Source organism: Sorangium sp. So ce1014 (assembly GCF_051521505.1).
Classification (GTDB): Bacteria; Myxococcota_A; Polyangia; order Polyangiales; family Polyangiaceae; genus Sorangium.
On record NZ_CP150356.1, the window covers coordinates 7455377 to 7475311 of the forward strand.

The window sequence follows — 19935 nt, forward strand, 5'->3', positions numbered from 1 at the left end:
GCTTGACAATCCATAAGCATCGGCTTATTGTTTGGGCATGCAGAGCGCGGCCGCGGCAGAAAACAAGGTTTTCCAGGCGCTGGCGGATCCCAGCCGCCGGGCGATCTTTGAGTCGCTCACGCGGGGTGAAGCGGCGGTGAAGGCGCTCACGGCGCGCTTCGATATTTCGCAGCCTGCCATCTCGCAACACCTCGCCGCGTTGAAAGACGCGGGGCTCGTGAGCGCGCGGCGCGAAGGGCGCCTCGTTTACTACCGCGTGGAGCCAAGCGGGATGAAGCCGCTCATCGATTGGATCGCGTACTACCGCGCGTTCTGGACGGAGCACATCAGTCGCCTTGAACAACTGCTGGAGAAAATGGACGAATGAATCTCATCGACACGACCGATCAATCGCAGACCGACGCCCTCACCTTCGAGTTCGACTTGCCGCACAAGCCCGAGAAGGTGTGGCGCGCGCTCACTGATCCGGCGCTGCTCGACGAGTGGCTCCTGCCCACCATCGGTCTCCAGCTCGAGCCGGGCGCGGCGTTCACCTTCAAGACAGATCCGTACCCCGGGTGGGACGGCACGGTGAGCTGCAAGCTCCTCGAGATCGAAGCGCAGCGTAAGCTCAAGTACACGTGGACGGTCCCCTTCCTCGACACCGTCGTGACCTTCACGCTCACGCCCACGACATCGGGCACGAAGTTGTCTCTTGAACAATCGGGCTTCAAGCCTGACCAGAAGCAGAACTTCGGCGGCGCACGCTACGGCTGGAAGATGATGGGCGAAAAGCTCATCAGCCTCCTCGAGAGGACGCCATGAGCAAAGGAATTCGCCAGATCCACCGTTGGGTGTCGATCCTCTTCACGTTGACGGTCATCGCCAACTTCGCCCAGATGGGCATGGGGTACGGGCAAACTCCGAACCTCATCACCTATTCACCGCTGCTGCCGCTCCTCTTCCTGCTGCTCACCGGTCTGTATTTATTCGTGCTGCCGTACACCTCCAAGCGCCGCAGCGCGCCCACGACCTGAACGAAAGGTCTGAAGATGAAGAGCCAACCCAAGGCCGCCAACGCGGCTTCCAAACAAATCAGCCAGCAGATCGCCGCGTTGGGTGACTGGCGAGGCAAATCGCTCGCCAAGGTGCGCGCCCTCATCACGGAGGCCGCCCCTGACGTCGTCGAAGAGCTCAAGTGGATGGGTACACCGGTGTGGTCCCACAACGGCGGCATCTGCACGGGCGAGACCTACAAGTCGTGGGTCAAGTTAACCTTCTTCAAGGGCGCTGCCTTGAAAGATCCGGCCAAGCTCTTCAACTCGGGACTCGACGGAAACGTCAGGCGCGCCATCGACATTCGCGAGAGCGATGAGATTGACGCGGAAGCGTTCAAGGCCCTCATCCGCGCAGCCGTCGCGCTCAATACTTCTCGCGCAAAGAAGCCGACGAAGCGCGTCAGGGCGCAGTCCGCGGCAGCTTGAGCCAGCGCGCGGAAACGCGCGGCGATGTTCAGCTTCTGTAAACTGGTGGGCTGCCGAGGCGCAGCTTGAACCGGTCCCGGCAGCGCGCGGCCCTGAGCGAACGCGGGCTGGCGATCGGGGATGCGCGTGGGACGAAGAGGCCCAAGAACGAGGGCGCCGCTCGCATGGGGTCGAGCAGCGGGCAGAGGTTGGCCAACGGCCACGCGCGAGCGGCACGCTGAGGGACGAGGCCGAGAGGCTCACGCCGCGTCGAACGACGGGTCTCTGGCCCTGCCGATGGGAGGCGCCTCGGTGGGGATGCCGAGATGGGTCAGGAGCGCCACGATGGCTTCGCGCTGCGCACGTTGACCGATGTCGGCGACGACCCGCCGGCGCCTGCCGCACCGACACGCGAGCACATCGTCCAAATAGACGCGGCGGATGAGGGAAGCCCAGTCGATACGTGCGTAGACGGGCAGGACGATGCCGTCGCCGAGGCTGGTGCGCGCGCTCGCCGGAGGGTCCCAGGTCGCCGCGGGAGGTGGCGCCGTGATGTCGTTGGCGCAGGTCGGTGGCGCCGTCGCGCTCGTCTTCGTCTTCGTCTCCGGCACAGGGATGCCCGTCGCCGCGGGCCGGTGAGGCACCACGGCGGCTCGCCACGACGAGCCCGACGCGAGCGCGCCGGAAATCGACAAAGATGCGACCCGCTGCGGTCAGTGCATCGGGCCGCAGGGCGAGCAGGCGGCGCACGGCAAACGGCGTCGTTAGCACCCACTGGCGCACGGGCACATCGGGCAGGACATGATCGACGAGATGCGCCGCGAGCACCGTCGACACGGCGCTGGGCGACTGGGATGCATCGCTGGTGATCGACGACGCCTTGAACACGCACATCGGCTACCGGAAGTCCAACGCGCCCTGGCGGGCCAAGCAGGCGAGCGGCGTGTGGAGCACCGCGGGCACGGTCACGCCCTTTGCTGCGGGCCTGAGGCCCACCATTCAGGTCGACACACAGCTCTCGCCCGACAAGACGATCCTCGTCCACAGCAACAGCTTCGGCGTGATCCAGATCACCTCCGAGTAGGCAGCTCTCGCCAGCCGGACAGGGGGCGGCGTCGGCGACGTGCGCGCCGCCCCCTCCAGGACCACGATCACAGCAGCTGTAGACGTCAGTCGCTCGGCAGCAGGGGAAGCTCCTCGTTGGGCAGGCCGACGGACCAGTGCCCCTGGACGATCTTCCACTGTCCGCTCTCCTTGCGGAAGACGAGGGACAATCGGGTCGGGACGTCGCCGCCCAGGAAAGCGAACGTCGGATCATCCGCCACCCAGGCGACGTGGCCCTCCTGCTTCAGCTGGAGGAGCCCCCCGGTGGTCTCGATCGGGAGTCCCCCGTCGTTCGGGTATCCCAGGCCGTCGAGGAACACGAACATCTCCTCCCACCATTGAACGATGGCCGTGTGGCCGGTAAAGACCTCCCCCGGCGCCGTGCCGAGGAACAGCGCGTCGGGAGAGGTCGAGATGATGCCTTCCATGAAATCGATATCGCCCGTGGTGGATGCCTCATAGAACTGCTGCACCAGGCTGGCGATCTGGGTGTGCTCCGGGACGGTGAGGCAGACGGGCACGGCCTCAGCGGTGTTCATCGTGCCTCCGAGCGCCAGCATGGCCGTCGACGCCGCGATCACCTGAAAGACCTTTCTCATTGAGCCGTTCTTCATATGCGTCCTCATTCGCTGAGTTCACCGAGCAGAGCACGAGTAATCGAAGCATCGACCATCGTCCTCTCTCCTCTGCCGGCAGCAGACGAACGCAACCAGGTGGGTTCCGGAAGCGCGACGCTGCTGCTCGGCCTCGCTCGCAGGGTCATTGCACGCCATGTGCCAGGCGCGGAGACCGCTCGATTTCTCGATCCGTCGCGCTCCACGCGCCGGACAATGAGCCGCCCGCCTTCAAATGCGGCCCATTCCCCCGTGACATGTCACGAATCGCAGCGTGACATGTCACGGGTCGCGCCGTGACATGTCACGGATCGCAGCGTGACGTGGCCGCGCGTGCATCGGGGGGCGACGCCATCCCCGAGCGCGACGAATCTGTGCTGGCGAACCGGTGATCGCGGAAGAGAGCCAGCGCGACGCGACCTAGCGCTCGATCTGGTCGCGGAGGAGCGGCAGGGTGATGGGGCCCGAGCCGGTGCCGCTCGCACCGGCCCGAGCAGCGCCTCGACGCGCGCTACCTGGCGCGCGCGGCAGCGCGCGTCGCCGAGGTCGGGCACGCGACCGTCGCAGGTGCGGACGCCGATGAACGTCGCCTCGATGGGCTCGGCCCCGAGCCGGACGTCGGGGCGCACACCGCCGCGCCGAGCCGAGCGCCGCTCCAGGGCTGCGGCTCGACGACTGAAGGTGGGCCGCAGCCCGGCGATGACAGGTGGGCCGCAGTCCGGCGGTGCGCGAAGTCACGTTCGACGTGAAAACCGGTTGACACCGAAGGTGCTCTTTCGTCTTTTGCGCGCCGCTCGGCGCGCAGCGCGTTCATGCCCGTCCGGGTCACGTCATCTCGGCGTCTTGGTTTTCAACGTCCCAGATCACGAAAGGCGACAGCGGCGATGTCGTCGCGCGAGGGCGCGGGGCCCTGGTGGAAAGCGACCTCGGGACCGTCCTTTCGAGTGAATACGCCATCGAGCGCGACGACGTGGAAGTGCACGAAGCTCCCAAGCGGAAGCTCTGAGGCGACGAGCGCGCCGCACAAACAGGAAGCCATGCGCGCCGCAGGCGAGCACCGCGGACACGGGTGGGGCCGCGGCCCGCGCGAGAAGCCTCTTGACCTGCTCGGCGCGGAGACTCTCGCCGAGGACCTCCCGCACGAGCCGCTCGCCCGCGCGCCGGCGCAGCGCTCGAGGCTGATCCGCAGGCCGTTGCGCGGTGCCAGCACAAGCAAACGGCTTCCCAAAAGTCAAGCTCTCGCTGCTGCTCGCATCTCATACAGCCATGCTGTAGCTGACAGAACATTCGTCTATGCGATCCGGTTCTCCTAAAAAACCGAAGCTATATCAACAAGTTATCCATGCATCGAAGGAACCGCCGCCACTCCACGGCCTGCGGGCCGTCGGGCATGCGTGGGATCGCCTCATCCGAAAGTCCTGGCCCGTTGGCCAACGTTGGGAAAACATGATCGTTCGAGTTTCCGTGCCGCGCGGGAGCTCGAGCGCCAGCCTGAGGGCCATCAGGGATCAGATAAGGGCAAGCACGATCATGTGTAACGTTAAAAATTCGACTGACGCAAAGACACAATTGCTCGGGAAAGAGGCACCGACCGGGCGATCGGCCGCAAAGCAGTCATCGGGGCCATGCGGATCTCTCGATGGTAAGGCCACGACGCCTTCCAAAGTCGAGCTCTCTACCGAGAAGGCCGGGAAGACACCCGCGGACATCATCCGGGCTGTGATGGCCGACCCACTGCTTCGCGGCCTACCCGTCTCGTGGGTAGAGGGCTGGCAGGATCGGGGAACTGGCGCCGGATTCGCACCTCGAGGCGTCGTCATTCATCACACGGGCGGCGCATGGAATCCGAACAACCCCGCAGATTTCAATTCGATGGACGTCATCGTCAACGGCAGATACGACGCCGACGGGAATCTGGAGCTACCGGGACCCTTGGCCCATTTTGGCATCGGCCGCTCTGGCAAGATCTATGTTATCGCCGCTGGTCACGCGAATCACGCGGGGCTCGGAGGGTATAATGGCCTCCAATACAATGACAGTGTTTGGGGGATCGAGGCCGAGAACAATGGGTTGACGGACCCGAGCGAGGCGGAGCCGTGGAGCTCGCACGTTCGGCATTACGTCTATCCCCGTCTTGTCGCAGCGATCGCCCGAGCCACCGGATTTGAGTCAGACAAAGTTTGCTCGCATAAAGAATGGCGCCCGAAAGCCATTGAAGATCAGGGCGCGAAGCACGATCCGCGAGACATCACAGACGACATGGTGACATTCCGAAATCATGTCCAACTGTTGAACGATGGAAAGATGCCCCGGCCGGTGAAAGCCCTCATTGCTTCTTCGGACTGGGGTGACGGCACGGAATGGTCAGGCAGCTTTGGCTTCATCGAATCGTCGCCCTTGGCTTACCTGATGGGCCATGGATCCGGCGCTTTTGTCTATAGATTCGATCTTCCCGCCTACCAGGTCGAGGACACGCAGGCCAGCGTTACCGCGACCTTGGGCTCCGCCGGAGCCGCGGGATCAGACGTCACATTGATCGTCAATGGCATCGCTTTTGGCACGCTGCAGGTTCAGGCGTTCGATCCTGGCTCGGGGGGCACCCAATACCAGTGGCTATTCCCCGAAACTGCCCTGCGTCCGAACAGCACCAATGTGATTGAGCTCAGGGTCTCGTCCGATGCGCAGCTCCGCAATGGACTCTCTATATTTCATAGGATTTTCGCGCCGGCTCCGGAAGTTCAAATTCGGGTCAGTATTCCTTTCGAGCAGCTCATCCCTCCTGCGCCAACCTACGACGCGGCCTTTATCGCGCAGACCGTGCCAAGCTTGATGATCGCCGGCAACAGCTACCCCGTATCGGTCACGATGCGCAACATCGGAAACCAGGTGTGGAGGCCCGGTCGGGTCCGATTGCGATCGGAGCAGCCGGCCGACAATTTCACGTGGGGTTTGAACCGGGTCGATTTGCCCGACGACGCCGACGTGGATCCGGAAGGCGACGTCACCTTTCATTTTCATGTCGTCGCGCCGCAGACGCTCGGCGAGCACTTGTTTCGGTGGGGCATGATTCGCGAGGGGGTCAAAGCCTTCGGACAGCGCAATGTCGCGGTCAACGTGATGGTCGCGAAAGACGCATTGTTCGTGCGTCAAAGCGTGCCTGCGGCCATCGTGGCGGGGACCACCCTGCCTGCGTCGATTACGTTTCGCAATATCGGAACGGAGACGTGGACCCGAGGTGCGAAGCATCGGCTGGGCAGCCAGGGCCCGAGGGACAACAGCATCTGGGGAATGCATCGGGTCGAGCTGCCGCATGATGTGCCTCCGAATACCGAGGTGACGTTCAATTTATCGATCGAAGCGCCGCTCACCGAGGGCAAGCATAACTTTCAGTGGCAGATCGTTCGGGAGCTTGTCGCGTGGTTGGGCGCGCCCTCTCCGGCCACGGAGGTGCGGGTCATGCCTGCGCTGACCAGGGCGGCGGTATTCGTCTCGCAGACCGTCCCCTCGCCCATTCCGCCGACGGCCGTGCAGACCGTCGCCATCACGATGAAAAACGTCGGCACCGAGACCTGGACGGCGGCCGGTCAATTCAAGCTTGGGTCGCAGAATCCCAGGGACAACACCCGTTGGCAGACCAACCGGATTGCCCTGCCGAAGGATGTGCCCCCCAACGCCGAGGTGACCTTTCTCTTCGGAATCCCAGCCCGGGACGCGCTGGGCACCTGGAACTTCCAGTGGCAAATGCTCAAGGAGGGAGTCGAGTGGTTCGGGCAGATCACGCCCAACGTCGAGGTGATTATCGCCAATATGCAATCGCCTCTTTTGGACCTCTGCTTCTTGAAGACCACAAACGTCGGTCAGGGTAAAATCGAGGCATTTTCTGCGACGAGCGCCTCGAGCTACGCCCAGGGAGCATCATCGCTCACCCGTTTCAGCGCTGCCGATGCCAGCAACGGCTGGGTTGGCATGCACCGCAACGGAAATATCTATTTCGTCAAGTCCAAGAACACTGCGTCTGGAAAGGTGGAAGTTCTCACCGCGACCCACGCCTCAGGGTATACCGAGGGAGTCTCCACGGTCAGCCGTTTCAATGTGAGCGATGGTGACAATGGCCGGTTCGGAATGCTACCGAACGGGCACCTGTATTTCGTAAAAACAAAGAATACCGGGACGGGCACGATCGAGGCGTTTACCGCCCTCGCGTCCACCTACGCGACAGGCTTATCGACGTCCACCCGATTTGCGGCTGCCGAAGCGGCCAATGGCGTCTTTGGCATGCTCCCGACGAGCGATCTCTATTTCGTAAAAACCAAGAACACCAGCTCAGGGAAGATCGAGGTGCTGACCGCGACCAGCGCATCCGGATATACGGCAGGAATCCACGCCGTGACGCGGTTTGCTGGGAGCGACGCCGACGACGGCACCTTCGGAATGCTGACGAGCGGCGATGTTTTCTTCGTCAAGACGAAGAATACGGCGTCGGGGAAGGTCGAGGTTTTCACCGCGACTCGTTCATCGAATTACGCATCGGGCCTGTCTGCCGCCAGTCGCTTTGGGGTCGCGGACGGCGCCAACGGCGTCTGGAGGATGATCTAGCGGGTAGAGCGGCTGCATCGCCGCAAGACTGAAGCCTTGGCTCGTCGAACGCGCGATGCCGTCTCGGCCGCGGCCCCCCTCAACACGGCGGCAGCAGCCTCCGGAACCCGTGCCCCAGCGCCAGCGCCAGGAAGATCAGGTTCCTCACCGGCAATGCCGGCCAGAAGAGGCCGAGCGGCGCTCGGGGCGAGGACCGCTCTCGATCCCGAACGCCCCAACGGACCACGCAGAGGTGCGCTGCGCGTCGAGGCGCGCTCCGCCTGCGCCGCTGCATGGTGGCACGGAGGTTGCTATCCGTTGCTATCCGAGGCGCCGAACCGAAGTGCGCGGCTGGCCGGGACAACGAGCGATATCGCATCGAAGCCCCTCGTTCGCAGGCGCATCTCCACGGCGGGCGCTTGCCTGCCTGCAAACCGGCTCGCTCTCATGGCGGATGTGAAATGGCCGGTCTATGCAGACTGGAGCTGCCGCCCCTCCTGCGCAGCCCCGCCGCCCCTCCTGCGCAGCCCCGCCCCCCTCCTGCGCAGCCTCGCCGCCCCTCCTGCGCAGCCTCGCCGCCCCGCCTGCGCAGCCTCGCCGCTCCTCCTGCGCAGCTCCGCCACCCTCCTGTGCGCCCCATTCGGTGAACTACGCTACGTTCGCGCGGCTCCTGCGCAGCCTCGTCACCCCTCCTGCGCACCAGTTTCTGTGTCCTACGCAACAAATCATTTCCTCCTGTGCAGCCTCGCCACCCCTCCTGCGCAGCTCCGCACCCCTCCTGCGCAGCCCAGCACCCCTCCTGCGCATCCATTTCTGTGCCCTATGCAACACTCTCCCCCTCCTGCGCATCTCCGCCAGCCTCGCGGCCCGCTCCTCGCCGCGCGGCGCCGGGCACGCCGCCCCGCTCGACTCCGCGGCACACCACCGCTCTCAACCCTCAAGCCCGGTACGCCACGCGCGACGTGAAGGAAACGTGCTCTCACGTGGCCCGTGCCGTGAGTCGCGAATACCTTCGCCAATCCTCCGCCCCTCATTCCGAGGGGCGCCGGCCCCGACAAGGAGGCGTATCTTTACCATGGCAACGAAGGTATCCACCACCACGTCCACCACGTCATCCGCGACCAGCAGGGCTTCAAAGAAGCTCGCTTCGCGCGACCCGCAGGGCGCGCCTCGCTCCTCCGCCGGAGCGGCAGCGTACGCGCTCGGCGCCGCCCGGGAGGCCGAGCTCCTCCAAGAGGCCGAGTCGCTCGGCGAGAACACCCTTATTTTTCCCGGCAAGCTCGCCCGGCGCGTCATCTGGGCGAGCCGCATCCAGCTCGCCGCCGAGCGCGACGCGGCGGATCTCGTCCGCACCCCCTTCCCCGAGGACGACCCGCCGCTCACCCTCGAGGAGATCCACGGGCACCGCGACAAGATCGAGCTCCTGCGCGTCACCCAATCGCGCTGGCAAGCTGCGCATCAGCGCCAGGAGCAGGCCGCCGCGACCTTCGCGAAGCCGGCCGCCGAGGCCGCCCTCCACCGGCAAACGCTCCTCCGCTTCTTCGACCTCCGCTTCAAGAAGAGCGCCGATGGGCAAAAGCGGCTCATGGCGATCCGCGCGGGCAGCGGCGACGCCGATCTGGTCCAGGACGTCTCCGACCTCCTCTTGCTCTGCTCCGAGCACGCCGAGGCCGTCCACAAGGCGCCTCGCGGCGAGGCCGCCGCCGTGGCCCGCCTCCGCGAGCTGTCACCGCTCCTCGCGCGCATGCTCGCCGACAAGACGCTCTCCCCCGAGGCGCTGCGCTCGCGCAAGCTCCGCGACGCCGCGTACACGCTCGTCGTGAACGCCGAGCGAAGGCTGCGCTCCGCCGCGGAGTACTGGTATGCCGGCACCGACAAGATGAAGGCCTATGCGCCTTTCCCCATCTCCCGCGGCGCCGCGTCCACCGGAGGAGAAGAGGAAGGCGAGGCCGGCGCGGAGGACGACGGCGCGGAGGACGACGGCGAAACGGAAGACGAGGCGCCGGAAGACGTCGCCCCGGCCGAGGAGGAAGGCGAGCAAGGATCGCCCTGAACCGCCGCCGCGGCCAGGCCGCGCCGCGCGCTCGCGCCCTGGCGCTCTGTCCGCAGGCCGATCGGCCCCGGATCCGCGCGCCGCTCCGCGGACGCCAGCCGGGACATGTCAAGTCTTTTCGGCGACATGCCGGACGGCCGAATTTGGCCCCGCTCCTCCCCTCCCTGTGATCCAATCGGGGCGCCGGTCGCGGGCGCCGCATCGCGCCTCGTTCCCCCGCGCCTGCACCCTGCTCGCGTCTGCCCATGGCCGAGGTGCTCGCCGCATCGCTGATGTTCCCTGCCGTGATCTTCACGGTCGTGCTCGCGCTCGCCCTCATCTACTGGCTGTTCGTCCTCGTGGGCGCGCTCGACCTCGACCTGCTCGGCGGCGCCCACGGCGACGCGATGCCCGAGCTCGGCGGGCTCGAGGGCGCCGCCAAGGGCGCGCTCGAAGGCGCCGCCAAGGGCGCGCTCGAGGGCGCCGCCAAGGGCGCGCTCGAGGGCGCCGCCAAGGGCGCGCTCGAGGGCACCGCCAAGGGCGCGGTCGAGGGCGTGGCCGACGCGGCCGACGGCGCGCACGGCCTCGGCTCGGTGCTCGTGGCCCTGGACCTCCACCGCGTGCCCGCGACCGTGACGCTCACGCTGATCGCGGCGTTCGGCTGGTTCACGAGCGCCCTGTCCGCGATGGCCGTCGAGCCGCTCTGGGTCGGCTGGGGGCTGCCGCGCTGGGCGCTCGGCCTCGCGGTGCTCGCGGGGTCGCTCGTCGTCGCCGTGCTGCTCACCTCGCTCGCCGTGCGGCCGCTCGCGCCGCTCTTCGTGACCCGGCACGGCCAGACGAAGAAGGACCTCGTGGGCCGCGTGTGCGTCATCTCCACCGGGCGCGTCGACGAGCGCTTCGGCCAGGCGGTGATCGACGAAGGTGGCGCGAGCCACATCCTCGACGTCCGGTGCGACACGCCCGGCGTCCTCCGCCGCGGTGACCGCGCGCTGCTCGTGAGCTGGGACCCCGACGGGGAGGTCTTCAGCGTCGAGCCGCTCGACGCCCTGCTCGGCCCGCCCCCTCCCCTCGCCGGGCGGCTTGCGTCCCGCGTGGAAGCGCCCCCGGAGGGCGCCGAGGACGAGCCCACCCCCGCGGTGCGACCCCGGGACGAGCAGCGTCGCGGCGGCTGAACGCCGCTGGCGCGCCGGCGGTTTCGTGTACGCTCTCGCCTGAGGGGGTGTCGTGTGGCCCCCGACCCGGCTCGGAGCGGGCTTGGGCGTTCGACCCTCGCGACGTGAACGCGAGGGTCAGCGCCCTCCCCTCCGCCGAAACGCGAAGGAGCTCCGCGTGCCCAGTTTGACTGTCCCCCTCATCGCCGTCCTCGTCGGTGTCCTGGCCTTCGTCGCCCTCGGGATCCTGGTCATGTACGCCAAGTTCTACCGCCAGGTGGACCAGGGCAAAGCGCTGATCATCAACACCCGAGGCCAGGATCCCATCGTCACCTTCACGGGGACGATGGTCCTGCCGATCATCCACCGCGCCGAGTACATGGATATCTCGGTCAAGACGATCGAGATCGACCGGCGCGGCAAGGAGGGCCTCATCTGCAAGGACAACATCCGCGCGGATATCAAGGTCACCTTCTTCGTGCAGGTCAACAAGACCCAGGACGACGTGCGCACGGTCGGCCGGACCATCGGCTGCGTCCGCGCGTCGAACCCGGAGACGCTCGAGCAGCTGTTCGCCGCGAAGTTCTCCGAGGCGCTCAAGACCGTGGGCAAGCGCCTGAACTTCGAGGACCTCTACATGGAACGGCAGAAGTTCAAGGACGACATCCTCGACGTCATCGGCAAGGACCTGAGCGGGTTCGTGCTCGCCGACGCGGCGATCGACTACCTGGAGCAGACGCCCATCGAGCTGCTCGACAAGGACAACATCATGGATGCCGAGGGCATCCGGAAGATCACCGAGCTCACGGTCGCGCAGAACGTGCTGACGAACGAGCTCCGCCAGAAAGAGCGGATGGAGATCGGCAGCCAGAACCTGAACTCCGACGAGGCCATCTTCCGCTTCGAGCAGCGCCGGGCCGAGGCCGAGGCGAAGAAGGCGAAGGAGATCGCGGTGTCGCAGGCGCGCGAGCAGAACGAGGCCGCGCGCGTCACGAGCGACGAGCGCAAGAAGACGGTGCTCCTCCAGGAGAAGAACGACGAGGAGGCGTTCGTCGCCCGCGAGACGAAGGAGCGCGGCGTCTCGGTCGCCCAGAAGAACAAGGAGCGCGAGATCGCGGTCGAGACCGAGCGCGTCGAGAAGGCGCGGCAGCTCGAGGTCGTGAGCCGCGAGCGCGACGTGTCGCTCCAGCAGATCGCCCGCGAGAAGGAGCTCGAGATCCAGAGGAAGGACATCGCCGACGTGGTCCGGGCGCGGATCGCGGTCGAGAAGACGGTGGCCGAGGAGGAGGAGAGGATCAAGGACGTGCGCGCCCTGGCCGAGGCGACGCGCCTCAAGGACGTGACGCGCATCAACGCCGAGGCGGAGGCGCAGGAGCAGCTCGTCAAGCACATCAAGGGGGCCGAGGCGAGCGAGGAGGCGGCGAAGTTCCGGGCGCGCGAGACGCTCATCACGGCCGACGCCGAGCTCGAGGCGAGCGACAAGGCGGCGCGCGCGAAGATCCGCATCGCCGAGGGCGTGCAGGCCGAGTCCGCGGCCGAGGGGCTGGCGCGCATCCGGGTGAAGGAGGCCGACGCCCAGGCGATCGAGAAGCAGGGGTTCGCCGAGGCGCGCGTGGCGCTCGAGAAGATGAACGCCGCCGCCGTCGGCGAGGAGAAGCAGGGCCTCGCGCGGGTGCTCGTGAAGGAGGCGGAGGCGCAGGCGATCGAGAAGCAGGGGCGGGCCGAGGCGCTCGTCACGCGGGAGCGGCTGCTCGCCGAGGCCTCGGGCATCGAGCAGAAGGGGCTCGCGACCGCGAGGACGCGCGAGGCCGAGGCGCTGGCCCTCGAGAAGACGGGCCTGGCCGAGGCGAACGCGATCAAGCTGCGGCTCCTGGCCGAGGCGGCCGGCACGGCGGAGAAGGCCGCGGCCATGAAGGCGCTCGACGGGGTCGGGCGCGAGCACGAGGAGTTCCGCCTCCGGCTCGAGAAGGAGCGGGCGGTGGAGCTCGAGGGGCTGCGCATCCGCGTCGAGATCGCGCGGGCGCAGGCCGAGATCCTGCGGGGCGCGTTCGATGAGGCGAAGATCAACATCGTCGGCGGCGACGGGGCGTTCTTCGACCGCTTCGTCAAGGCGATCACCCTCGGCCAGTCGCTCGACGGGCTCGTCGATCAGAGCGCCACGGTGCGGTCGTTGGTCGGCGACTACCTGAACGGCAACGCGAGCCTGCCCGCGGACCTGAAGCAGCTCGTCGCGCCCTCCTCGCCGAACGCGAGGTTGGCGGACGGCACGCTGTCGGGGATGCTCACGTCGCTCATGCCGAGCGCTGACGCCGACGGGAAGAAGAAGATCGAGGCCCTCGCCCAGAAGGCCCGCGAGCTCGGCCTCGACCAGCTCGGACAGCAGCGACCCCCCCACACCTGAGCAGCACTCTCGAGCGGCGCTCTCCCGCTTCGGATACAGGCCCATCTCGACGTTTTCGGTGCTCGGCGCACCGGAGTGCGCCTGTGCGCCGAAAACGCCGATCTGGGCCCGTCTCCTGTGCGGGAGAGCGCCGCTCGGCTACGGGGGGAGATCGGGGTCCCCTCGGCCCACCGCTTGGATAGGGCGCGATCGTGATTGGTTCGTGGTCAGGTCGATCGGGGCGGCGATGCACATCTCGTCGAGCGTGCTCTCGCCGAGGTGAACATCGACCGGGGACGGACTTGCCTGCTCGCGCTCGCGTGCGTGGCGCCCTCGCGCGCGGGACCCCGCACCTCCGGCGGCCGCTCTTCCGCCGCGGCCGGCTCCGCTCCCGCCGCGCCGATTGTGTTATGATGGAGCTCAACTCATGACCTCTCGAGCGACACAGGCATGGCCAGAGCGGAGCTCTCGCGAGCTACGACGACGAAGCTCTCCGTTTCCGATGAGGAGCGAGCCCGTTCGACCCTGGCGACGCCGTGTCGCAGAGGGCGCCGGACGTGCACAGGAGCGCTCATGAGGAACACCTCTCGGGCTGCAGGCGAGAGCCGCGTCTCCCCCCGCCGTCGTCGCGCGTTCGGCGCCGCGTGCGCGGCGTCGCACGCCCTCTTCGCGATGCAGGTCGCCTGCGGCGGCTCCATGCCGCAGGGCGCCGACACGGTGCTGCGGAATGGGTTCGTGTACACCGTCGACAGCGCGGACTCGGTGCAGCAGGCGGTCGCGGTGCGCGCCGGCAGGATCGTCTATGTCGGCGCTGACAGCGGCGTACAGCGCTACGTGGGCGCCCGGACCGAGGTCATCGATCTGAAGGGCCGCATGATGATGCCCGGCCTGGTCGACGGCCATCTGCATGTGATGTCCGGCGGGTCGCAACGTCTGATGTGCAGCCTTGACTACAAGACGCACACCATCGCGCAGCTCCAGGAGAAGATCCAGGCCTGCCTCGACAGCGAGCCAGCCAAGGGTCCCGACCACTGGCTCGAGGTGTCGAGCTGGGATCGGCAGGGCACGGTCTCGGTGGACGCCGACCCGACGCGGGCCGCGCTCGACGCGCTCAGGACCCAGCGGCCGATCCTCGTGCACTCCACCGACCACCACAGCGCGCTGACCAACTCGCGCAGCATGGCGCTGGCGGGCATCACCGCTGCCACGCCCGATCCGGTCGGCGGCAAGATCGGTCGCGAGGCAGGCGGCCAGCCGACGGGCATCTTCGAGGACGCCGGCATCGCGCTGGTGTCGGCGGCCATGCCGGCGCCGACGCATGAGGACGACGTGCGCAGCGCGAAGGCGGCGCTCGACGCCATCCGCCGCCAGGGCGTGACCACCTTCATGGACGCGTCCTCGGACGAACGTGCGCTGAGAGCGTTCACGACCGTGCAGCGCAGCGGCGAGCTGACGGCGAGGGCGCTCTTCGCCATCATGATCGATCCCGACAAGGTGGCGAAGGATCCGAATAAAGCGATCGCCGCGGCCAGGGCACTGGCGGCCTCCTATGATCAGCCCGCCTCGGAGCCGGCCCCTGGCATCGGCGCGCGCCACATCAAGATCATGATGGATGGCGTCCTGCAGGCGCCGGCCCAGACCGCGGCGATGCTCGCGCCGTACCATGTCAACGTGGGCACGGGCGGCGCGCCGAGATGGGCCCCTGGCACGCACAGCGGCGACGTTTACTTTCCGCCGGACACGCTGAAATCACTGCTCCTCGCGGCGGTCGAGGCCGGGTTCGATCCCCACGTCCACGCGATCGGCGATCGTGCGGTGCGGCAGACGCTCGACGTTTACGAGACCCTGCGCGCCCGACTGCCGGGCAACGACGTTCGCGCGGCGATCGCGCATTGCGAGACGGTCGATCCGGCGGACTTCGGTCGCTTCAAGGCGCTCGGCGTGATCCCGGTCATGTCGTTCCAGTGGGCGCAAGAGGCGCCTTATTCCGTCGATGGGATGAAGAATCAGCTCGGGCCGGAGCGTTATGCCCGCCTGGAGCCCGAGGGCAGCCTGCACAACGCTGGCGCGAGGATAGCCTATGGCAGCGACTGGCCGATCGATCCGTTCGCCGAGTTCCTGGCGTTGAAGATCGGCGTCACCCGCAGGGGGGACCCCACGCATCCGGCCAGCTTCGGTCCGGCCTATGCGGGCCGGCTCAACGACGACCCGCTCCTGCCGCGCAGCGTCGCGCTGCGTGCGATCACCATGAGCTCGGCCTACCAGCTGCGGCTGGAGAAGGTCGTAGGCTCGATCGAGATCGGCAAATTCGCTGACATGGTCGTGCTGGACCAGAACTTCCTTCAGATCCCCGAGGACGATCTCGGCAAGATTCACGTGCTCATGACCCTCGTCGGGGGAAAGGTCGTCTATACCGCCGATTCCATGCGGCCGAAGGGCTAGAGCGCCGTCTGCATAGGGGATCGGGGTGGCGCTGGCAGGCGTGGGTGGAAGCGCGGCTCAGGCGATCTCCAGCCGCCGGGAAGCGCGGATGCCTACCTGGCGCGTCGCCTCGATCAGCGGCGCCATCCTCTGGAGCGACCTCGCCGTCAGCTCCGGCCCGGCGAGCTCGGGGCTGCCCGTGCCGTAGGGCGGCTCCGGCGCGTATTCCATCTCCAGCTCGCACTCCCTGGCCACCTCGTCACCGTGGAGACGCCCGAGCAGGCGCAGCGCGAGATCGAAGCCGCCGGAGACCGGCCCTGAGGTGAGCCGATTCCGGTCTTCCACCACGTTCCCCTTGGTGGGGATCGCGCCGTAATAGGCCAGCTGGTCGTGCAGGTGAAAGTTCGTGGTGGCCCGGTAACCCTTGAGCAGGCCCGCCGCGCCCAGCATCAGCGCGCCCGCGCAGACGCCGGACAGCCACGTCGCGCGGCTGCCAGCCTCCGCGAGGAACGCGAGCGACTCTTCATCCTCCATGACGTGGGGGGGAACCGCCGGCACATGGAGGATGTCGAGCGCCTTCGGGCAGTCGCTGAACGAGGTGGTGGCCCGCGTCGTGAAACGCGGGACGCCCGCGATCTCGTCCCTGTTCTTCCATACGAGGTGCAGGTCCACGCTGGGCAGGAGCCCGAACACCGTCTGCAGGCCGATGTTGTCGGGCAAGAAGAAGCCGGGGCAGACGAAGAGCGCCACCTGGAGCTTGCGCTCCATGGGAAGGCTCAGGGGCAAAGTGAACGTGGGATCGTCGTGAACGCTCATCGTGGAGTCCTTTCTGGTCTCACGCGAGGACGCGCGGGCGCGCGGGCGCGCGCGCTGCGCGAGCGGTGCTCCGTGAGCATGCGCCCCGCGCGGAGAGGGAGAGGGACAATCCGCCTGCATTTCCTGCCCCGCTGCGCGGCCGCGAGCGCGCGCACGGGATCGTCGGTCACCCCATTGCGGTAGAGGCTCGTTACCACCTCCCCGGGGGCCGGGCGCCTCGGCGAGACCTCCCGCCGAACCACAGAGGATCTCGCTGGACGAGTTGTTACCCGCAGGCGAGCGGCGCGGCGGCCCTGGCGAGCCGCCGCGCGCTGCTCTCCGTCACGGATCGATCCGGGTCAGTTGACCTCGTCGTGGCACGTGGCGCTGCAGCCGTCGCCGCTCGCGGTGTTGTCGTCGTCGCACTGCTCGTACGGCAGCTGCCGCACGCCGTCGCCGCAGTGCGGACCGAACACGCAACCAGGAGCGCACTCGCCGTAACCGCCGTCGTTCTCCACGTCATCGCACTCCTCGGGCGGCGTCTGGGTCACGCCGTCGCCGCAGCGCGGACCGTAGACGCAACCGGGAGCGCACTCGCCGTGACCGCCGTCGTTCACGCCGTCGTCGCACTCCTCGCCGAGCTCCGTCTGGGGGAACCCGTCGCCGCAGACGGCCCCGATCCGGCAGCCGAGGCAGCCCATGCTGCCGTCGTTCACGCCGTCGTCGCACTCCTCGCCCCACTCCGCCTGCGGGGTCCCGTCGCCGCACTTCGCCGCCTCGCCGCACTCCGGCGTGCACCCGCCATAACGGCCGTCGTTCACGCCGTCGTCGCACGTCTCGTCCGGCCTGTGGACCATCGCATCGCCGCACCACGGCCCGATGAGGCACTCCGGCGTGCACCCGCCATAGCGGCCGTCGTTCACGCCGTCGTCGCACGTCTCGCCGAACTGGCTGTTGATGTCCTCGTCGCCGCACCGGGGCGCCGCCACGCAACCCGGGGCGCAGGCCCCCGAGCCGTAGCCGCCCAGGTTGGTGCCGTCGTCGCAGATCTCGTACGGAGTCGTCCGGACCCCGTCGCCGCAGTAGAGCCCGAGCGTGCAGGTCGTGGAGCATTTCCCGTAACCAGGGCCGTTCTCCGCCCCGTCGTCGCACTGCTCGTCCGGCGTGACGATCCCGTCGCCGCACACGGGCTCGCAGCGCGAGGGGGCCGCGTTGAAGCCGCCGAGCGTCAGCTTGTAGCTCGACCCCGTGATGTGGCGCTCCGCCTGGAACACGACGACCTCGTAGACCCTCCCCTCCGTCAGGCCGAGGTCATCCATGAGCACCGTCCCGCGATCGTCCTCCACGCCGTCGATCTCGCCGGTCCCCATGGGGGCGTGGATGCCGCCGAGGTCGACGCGGAGCCGGTTGTTGACGAACACCCAGACGTCGTCGTCCCCGTAGAAATCGAGCCGCTCCCCGCCGTGGTACTCGAACCAGTAGCGAACCTCGCTCGTGAAGTAGAAGTTGTGGTTGCCCGCAGCAGACCAGTCGTTGAACGGATCGGTCGCCGCGCGGCTCGCCTCGCGCTGCGCCACCGGCACCGACGTGTGCTGCCAGCCCCTGCCGTCGAGCGGGAAGAACGTGTGATCCTCGTAGACGAACAAGTCCGACGTCCCGACGCGCGCGAGCGCGAGCCGGTCCGCGACCGTCTTCGAGAGGGTCGAGTCGCTGTACCAGTTGTTGAAATCCGCGGCGTTCGTGAGGAAGCCGTTCGGCCGCGCCGCCGCGAACTGGGGCTTGTTGTTGGTGCCGAGGACGTTCTGCACGATCCCCGTCACGAGCGCGTTCGGCGGATTTGTGTTCGGCTCGAAGTTCGGCGCGTCCTCCTTGAAGTCGCGGTACACGATCGGCACGAGGAGCTCGTCGCCCAGGGGCGCGTCGTTCGTGCAGCTGTACCCCGGCTCGATGATGCACGTGGACGAGCAGCCGTCGCCGTCGGTCGTGTTGCCGTCGTCGCACGCCTCGCTGCCCAGGCGCAGCCCGTCGCCGCACTCCGAGGTGCAGCCGCTGTCGCCGCAGGCCGGCTCGACCTGGCAGAACGGCGTGCAGCCGTCGCCCATCGTGTTGTTGCCGTCGTCGCACGGCTCGGAGCCCTCGCGCTCCCCGTCGTTGCAGACGGTGGCGCGGCAGATGTAACCGCCGGCCGCGGGCTCGCACACGAGGCCCGGCTCCCACTTGCACGTGGCGTCGCACCCGTCGCCGTCCTCCGCGCCGCCGTCGTCGCACTCCTCCCGGGCCACGACCCGACCGTCGCCACAGAGCGCCGTGCAGCGGCTCCCGGCGCGCGCGCATTCGAACCCGGGCTCGATCTGGCACGTGGCCGAGCACCCGTCGCCCGCGACCCTGTTGCGGTCGTCGCACCCCTCGCCCACGCCGATCTGACCGTCGCCGCAGACGACCGTGAAGACGCAGCTCACGCCATCCGGGCACACCCAGCCGGCCTCGACCTGGCAGCTCGGCGAGCAGCCGTCCTCCGGCTCCAGGTTGCCGTCGTCGCACCTCTCGCTCGGCCGCAGCAGGCCGTCGCCGCACCGCTCGACCGGCCTGCAAGGCCGCCCCGGGTTCGGGCAGGTGATGTTGCCAGGGTCCTCCAGGGCGCAGACGTCGGAGCACCCGTCTCCGGGCACCGCGTTGCCGTCGTCGCAGGTCTCGCCGCCCGAGACCCGCGCGTCGCCGCACGAGTGCAGCCGGTAGCACGGCAACCCGGGCCCCGGGCACACCCAGTCGCCCGGCTCCCGCTGGCAGCGATCGTCACAGCCGTCGCCCGAGGCGGTGTTCCCGTCCTCGCAGCTCTCGCCGGGCTCGATCGCGCCGTTGCCGCAGGCGATCGTCGTGTGGCAGGGCTCCCCCGGCTCGCACGCGCAGTACGGCTCCACCTTGCAGGCGCCGGAGCAACAGTCCCCGGGCAGGCTGTTGCCGTCGTCGCACGCCTCGGTCTCCTGGTTGATCTCGCCGTCGCCGCACGCCGGCGCCACCGCGTCGCACTCCGGCGGAGGATCCGGCGACTCGCACGGATCGCCGCCGCTGCCGGTGGTCCCCCCGGGTCCGACGGTGATGAACCCGCCGCCCAGGGCCCCGGAGCTGTCGTCGGTTCCGCCGGTGCCCGTGGCGCCACCCGCCCCGCCCGCCCCGCCCACGCCGCTCCCCGCGCCGCTACCGCCGCCGCCGTCATCCCCGCAGGCGGCGAGCGGACCGGCAACCAGGACGAGGAGCACGGAAGTAAGTCTTTTTCCCAAGCGCATTGATGCCACCATCCCAACTCGCTGAAGTTCGTCGTGCGTTCCAAGCCGCGCCGCGAGGCGCCCCGGTCGACGAGGTGCGCCGCCGGAGGCGGCGTGGGCTCGCGCGCGCATGCGCGCGGCTGTCGCCCTCGTTAACG

The 19935-nt window shown here is 67.9% G+C and carries 14 protein-coding genes; 10 read left to right on the forward strand and 4 right to left on the reverse strand.

Annotated elements, in window-relative coordinates:
* Positions 1 to 37 precede the first annotated feature (37 nt).
* From WME75_RS28045 to WME75_RS28060, 4 genes are read left to right on the forward strand one after another with little or no spacing between them, the layout of a single operon-like run.
* On the forward strand, positions 38 to 367 hold the full coding sequence (locus WME75_RS28045) for an ArsR/SmtB family transcription factor (protein ID WP_437477247.1): 330 nt from the start codon (positions 38 to 40) through the stop codon (positions 365 to 367).
* Positions 364 to 804, forward strand: a complete 441-nt coding sequence (locus WME75_RS28050; RefSeq protein WP_437477250.1) for an SRPBCC family protein — start codon at positions 364 to 366, stop codon at positions 802 to 804. Before WME75_RS28045 ends, WME75_RS28050 begins: the two co-directional genes overlap by 4 nt.
* Positions 801 to 1016 (forward strand): hypothetical protein, encoded by a 216-nt coding sequence (locus WME75_RS28055; RefSeq protein WP_437477253.1) that lies wholly within the window; start codon positions 801 to 803, stop codon positions 1014 to 1016. Before WME75_RS28050 ends, WME75_RS28055 begins: the two co-directional genes overlap by 4 nt.
* A gap of 15 nt (positions 1017 to 1031) precedes the next feature.
* A complete protein-coding gene (locus tag WME75_RS28060; RefSeq protein ID WP_437477256.1) occupies positions 1032 to 1463 on the forward strand; it encodes a DUF1801 domain-containing protein in 432 nt (143 codons plus the stop codon).
* Positions 1464 to 1702: 239 nt separating this feature from the next.
* Here WME75_RS28060 and WME75_RS28065 read toward each other — a convergent pair whose 3' ends face one another.
* Positions 1703 to 2137: a hypothetical protein gene (locus WME75_RS28065; protein ID WP_437477258.1), complete on the reverse strand. Its 435-nt coding sequence runs from the start codon at positions 2135 to 2137 to the stop codon at positions 1703 to 1705.
* A gap of 170 nt (positions 2138 to 2307) precedes the next feature.
* Between WME75_RS28065 and WME75_RS28070 the strand changes: the two genes are divergently transcribed.
* On the forward strand, positions 2308 to 2526 hold the full coding sequence (locus tag WME75_RS28070) for a hypothetical protein (protein ID WP_437477260.1): 219 nt from the start codon (positions 2308 to 2310) through the stop codon (positions 2524 to 2526).
* An 85-nt stretch (positions 2527 to 2611) separates the two neighbouring features.
* Here the strand turns inward: WME75_RS28070 and WME75_RS28075 are convergent, their stop codons facing one another.
* Complete coding sequence (locus WME75_RS28075; RefSeq protein ID WP_437477263.1) at positions 2612 to 3145, reverse strand: nuclear transport factor 2 family protein; 534 nt, start codon at positions 3143 to 3145, stop codon at positions 2612 to 2614.
* Between the two features lie 1737 nt (positions 3146 to 4882).
* Here WME75_RS28075 and WME75_RS28080 point away from each other — a divergent pair.
* From WME75_RS28080 to WME75_RS28100, 5 genes are all read left to right on the forward strand, one after another.
* A complete protein-coding gene (locus tag WME75_RS28080; protein ID WP_437494943.1) occupies positions 4883 to 7756 on the forward strand; it encodes an N-acetylmuramoyl-L-alanine amidase in 2874 nt (957 codons plus the stop codon).
* Between the two features lie 1054 nt (positions 7757 to 8810).
* Complete coding sequence (locus tag WME75_RS28085) at positions 8811 to 9788, forward strand: ATPase (protein ID WP_437477264.1); 978 nt, start codon at positions 8811 to 8813, stop codon at positions 9786 to 9788.
* A gap of 245 nt (positions 9789 to 10033) precedes the next feature.
* The gene (locus WME75_RS28090; RefSeq protein ID WP_437477267.1) at positions 10034 to 10939 is read left to right on the forward strand and encodes a glycine zipper family protein; all 906 of its coding nucleotides are present in this window, start codon (positions 10034 to 10036) and stop codon (positions 10937 to 10939) included.
* Positions 10940 to 11096: 157 nt separating this feature from the next.
* A complete protein-coding gene (locus tag WME75_RS28095; protein WP_437477268.1) occupies positions 11097 to 13319 on the forward strand; it encodes a hypothetical protein in 2223 nt (740 codons plus the stop codon).
* 651 nt (positions 13320 to 13970) lie between these two features.
* Positions 13971 to 15740: an amidohydrolase gene (locus WME75_RS28100; protein WP_437477271.1), complete on the forward strand. Its 1770-nt coding sequence runs from the start codon at positions 13971 to 13973 to the stop codon at positions 15738 to 15740.
* Between the two features lie 57 nt (positions 15741 to 15797).
* Here the strand turns inward: WME75_RS28100 and WME75_RS28105 are convergent, their stop codons facing one another.
* Together WME75_RS28105 and WME75_RS28110 are read right to left on the reverse strand one after the other, a co-directional pair.
* The gene (locus tag WME75_RS28105; protein ID WP_437477273.1) at positions 15798 to 16535 is read right to left on the reverse strand and encodes a DJ-1/PfpI family protein; all 738 of its coding nucleotides are present in this window, start codon (positions 16533 to 16535) and stop codon (positions 15798 to 15800) included.
* Between the two features lie 338 nt (positions 16536 to 16873).
* The gene (locus tag WME75_RS28110; protein ID WP_437477276.1) at positions 16874 to 19810 is read right to left on the reverse strand and encodes a DUF4215 domain-containing protein; all 2937 of its coding nucleotides are present in this window, start codon (positions 19808 to 19810) and stop codon (positions 16874 to 16876) included.
* Positions 19811 to 19935 lie beyond the last annotated feature (125 nt).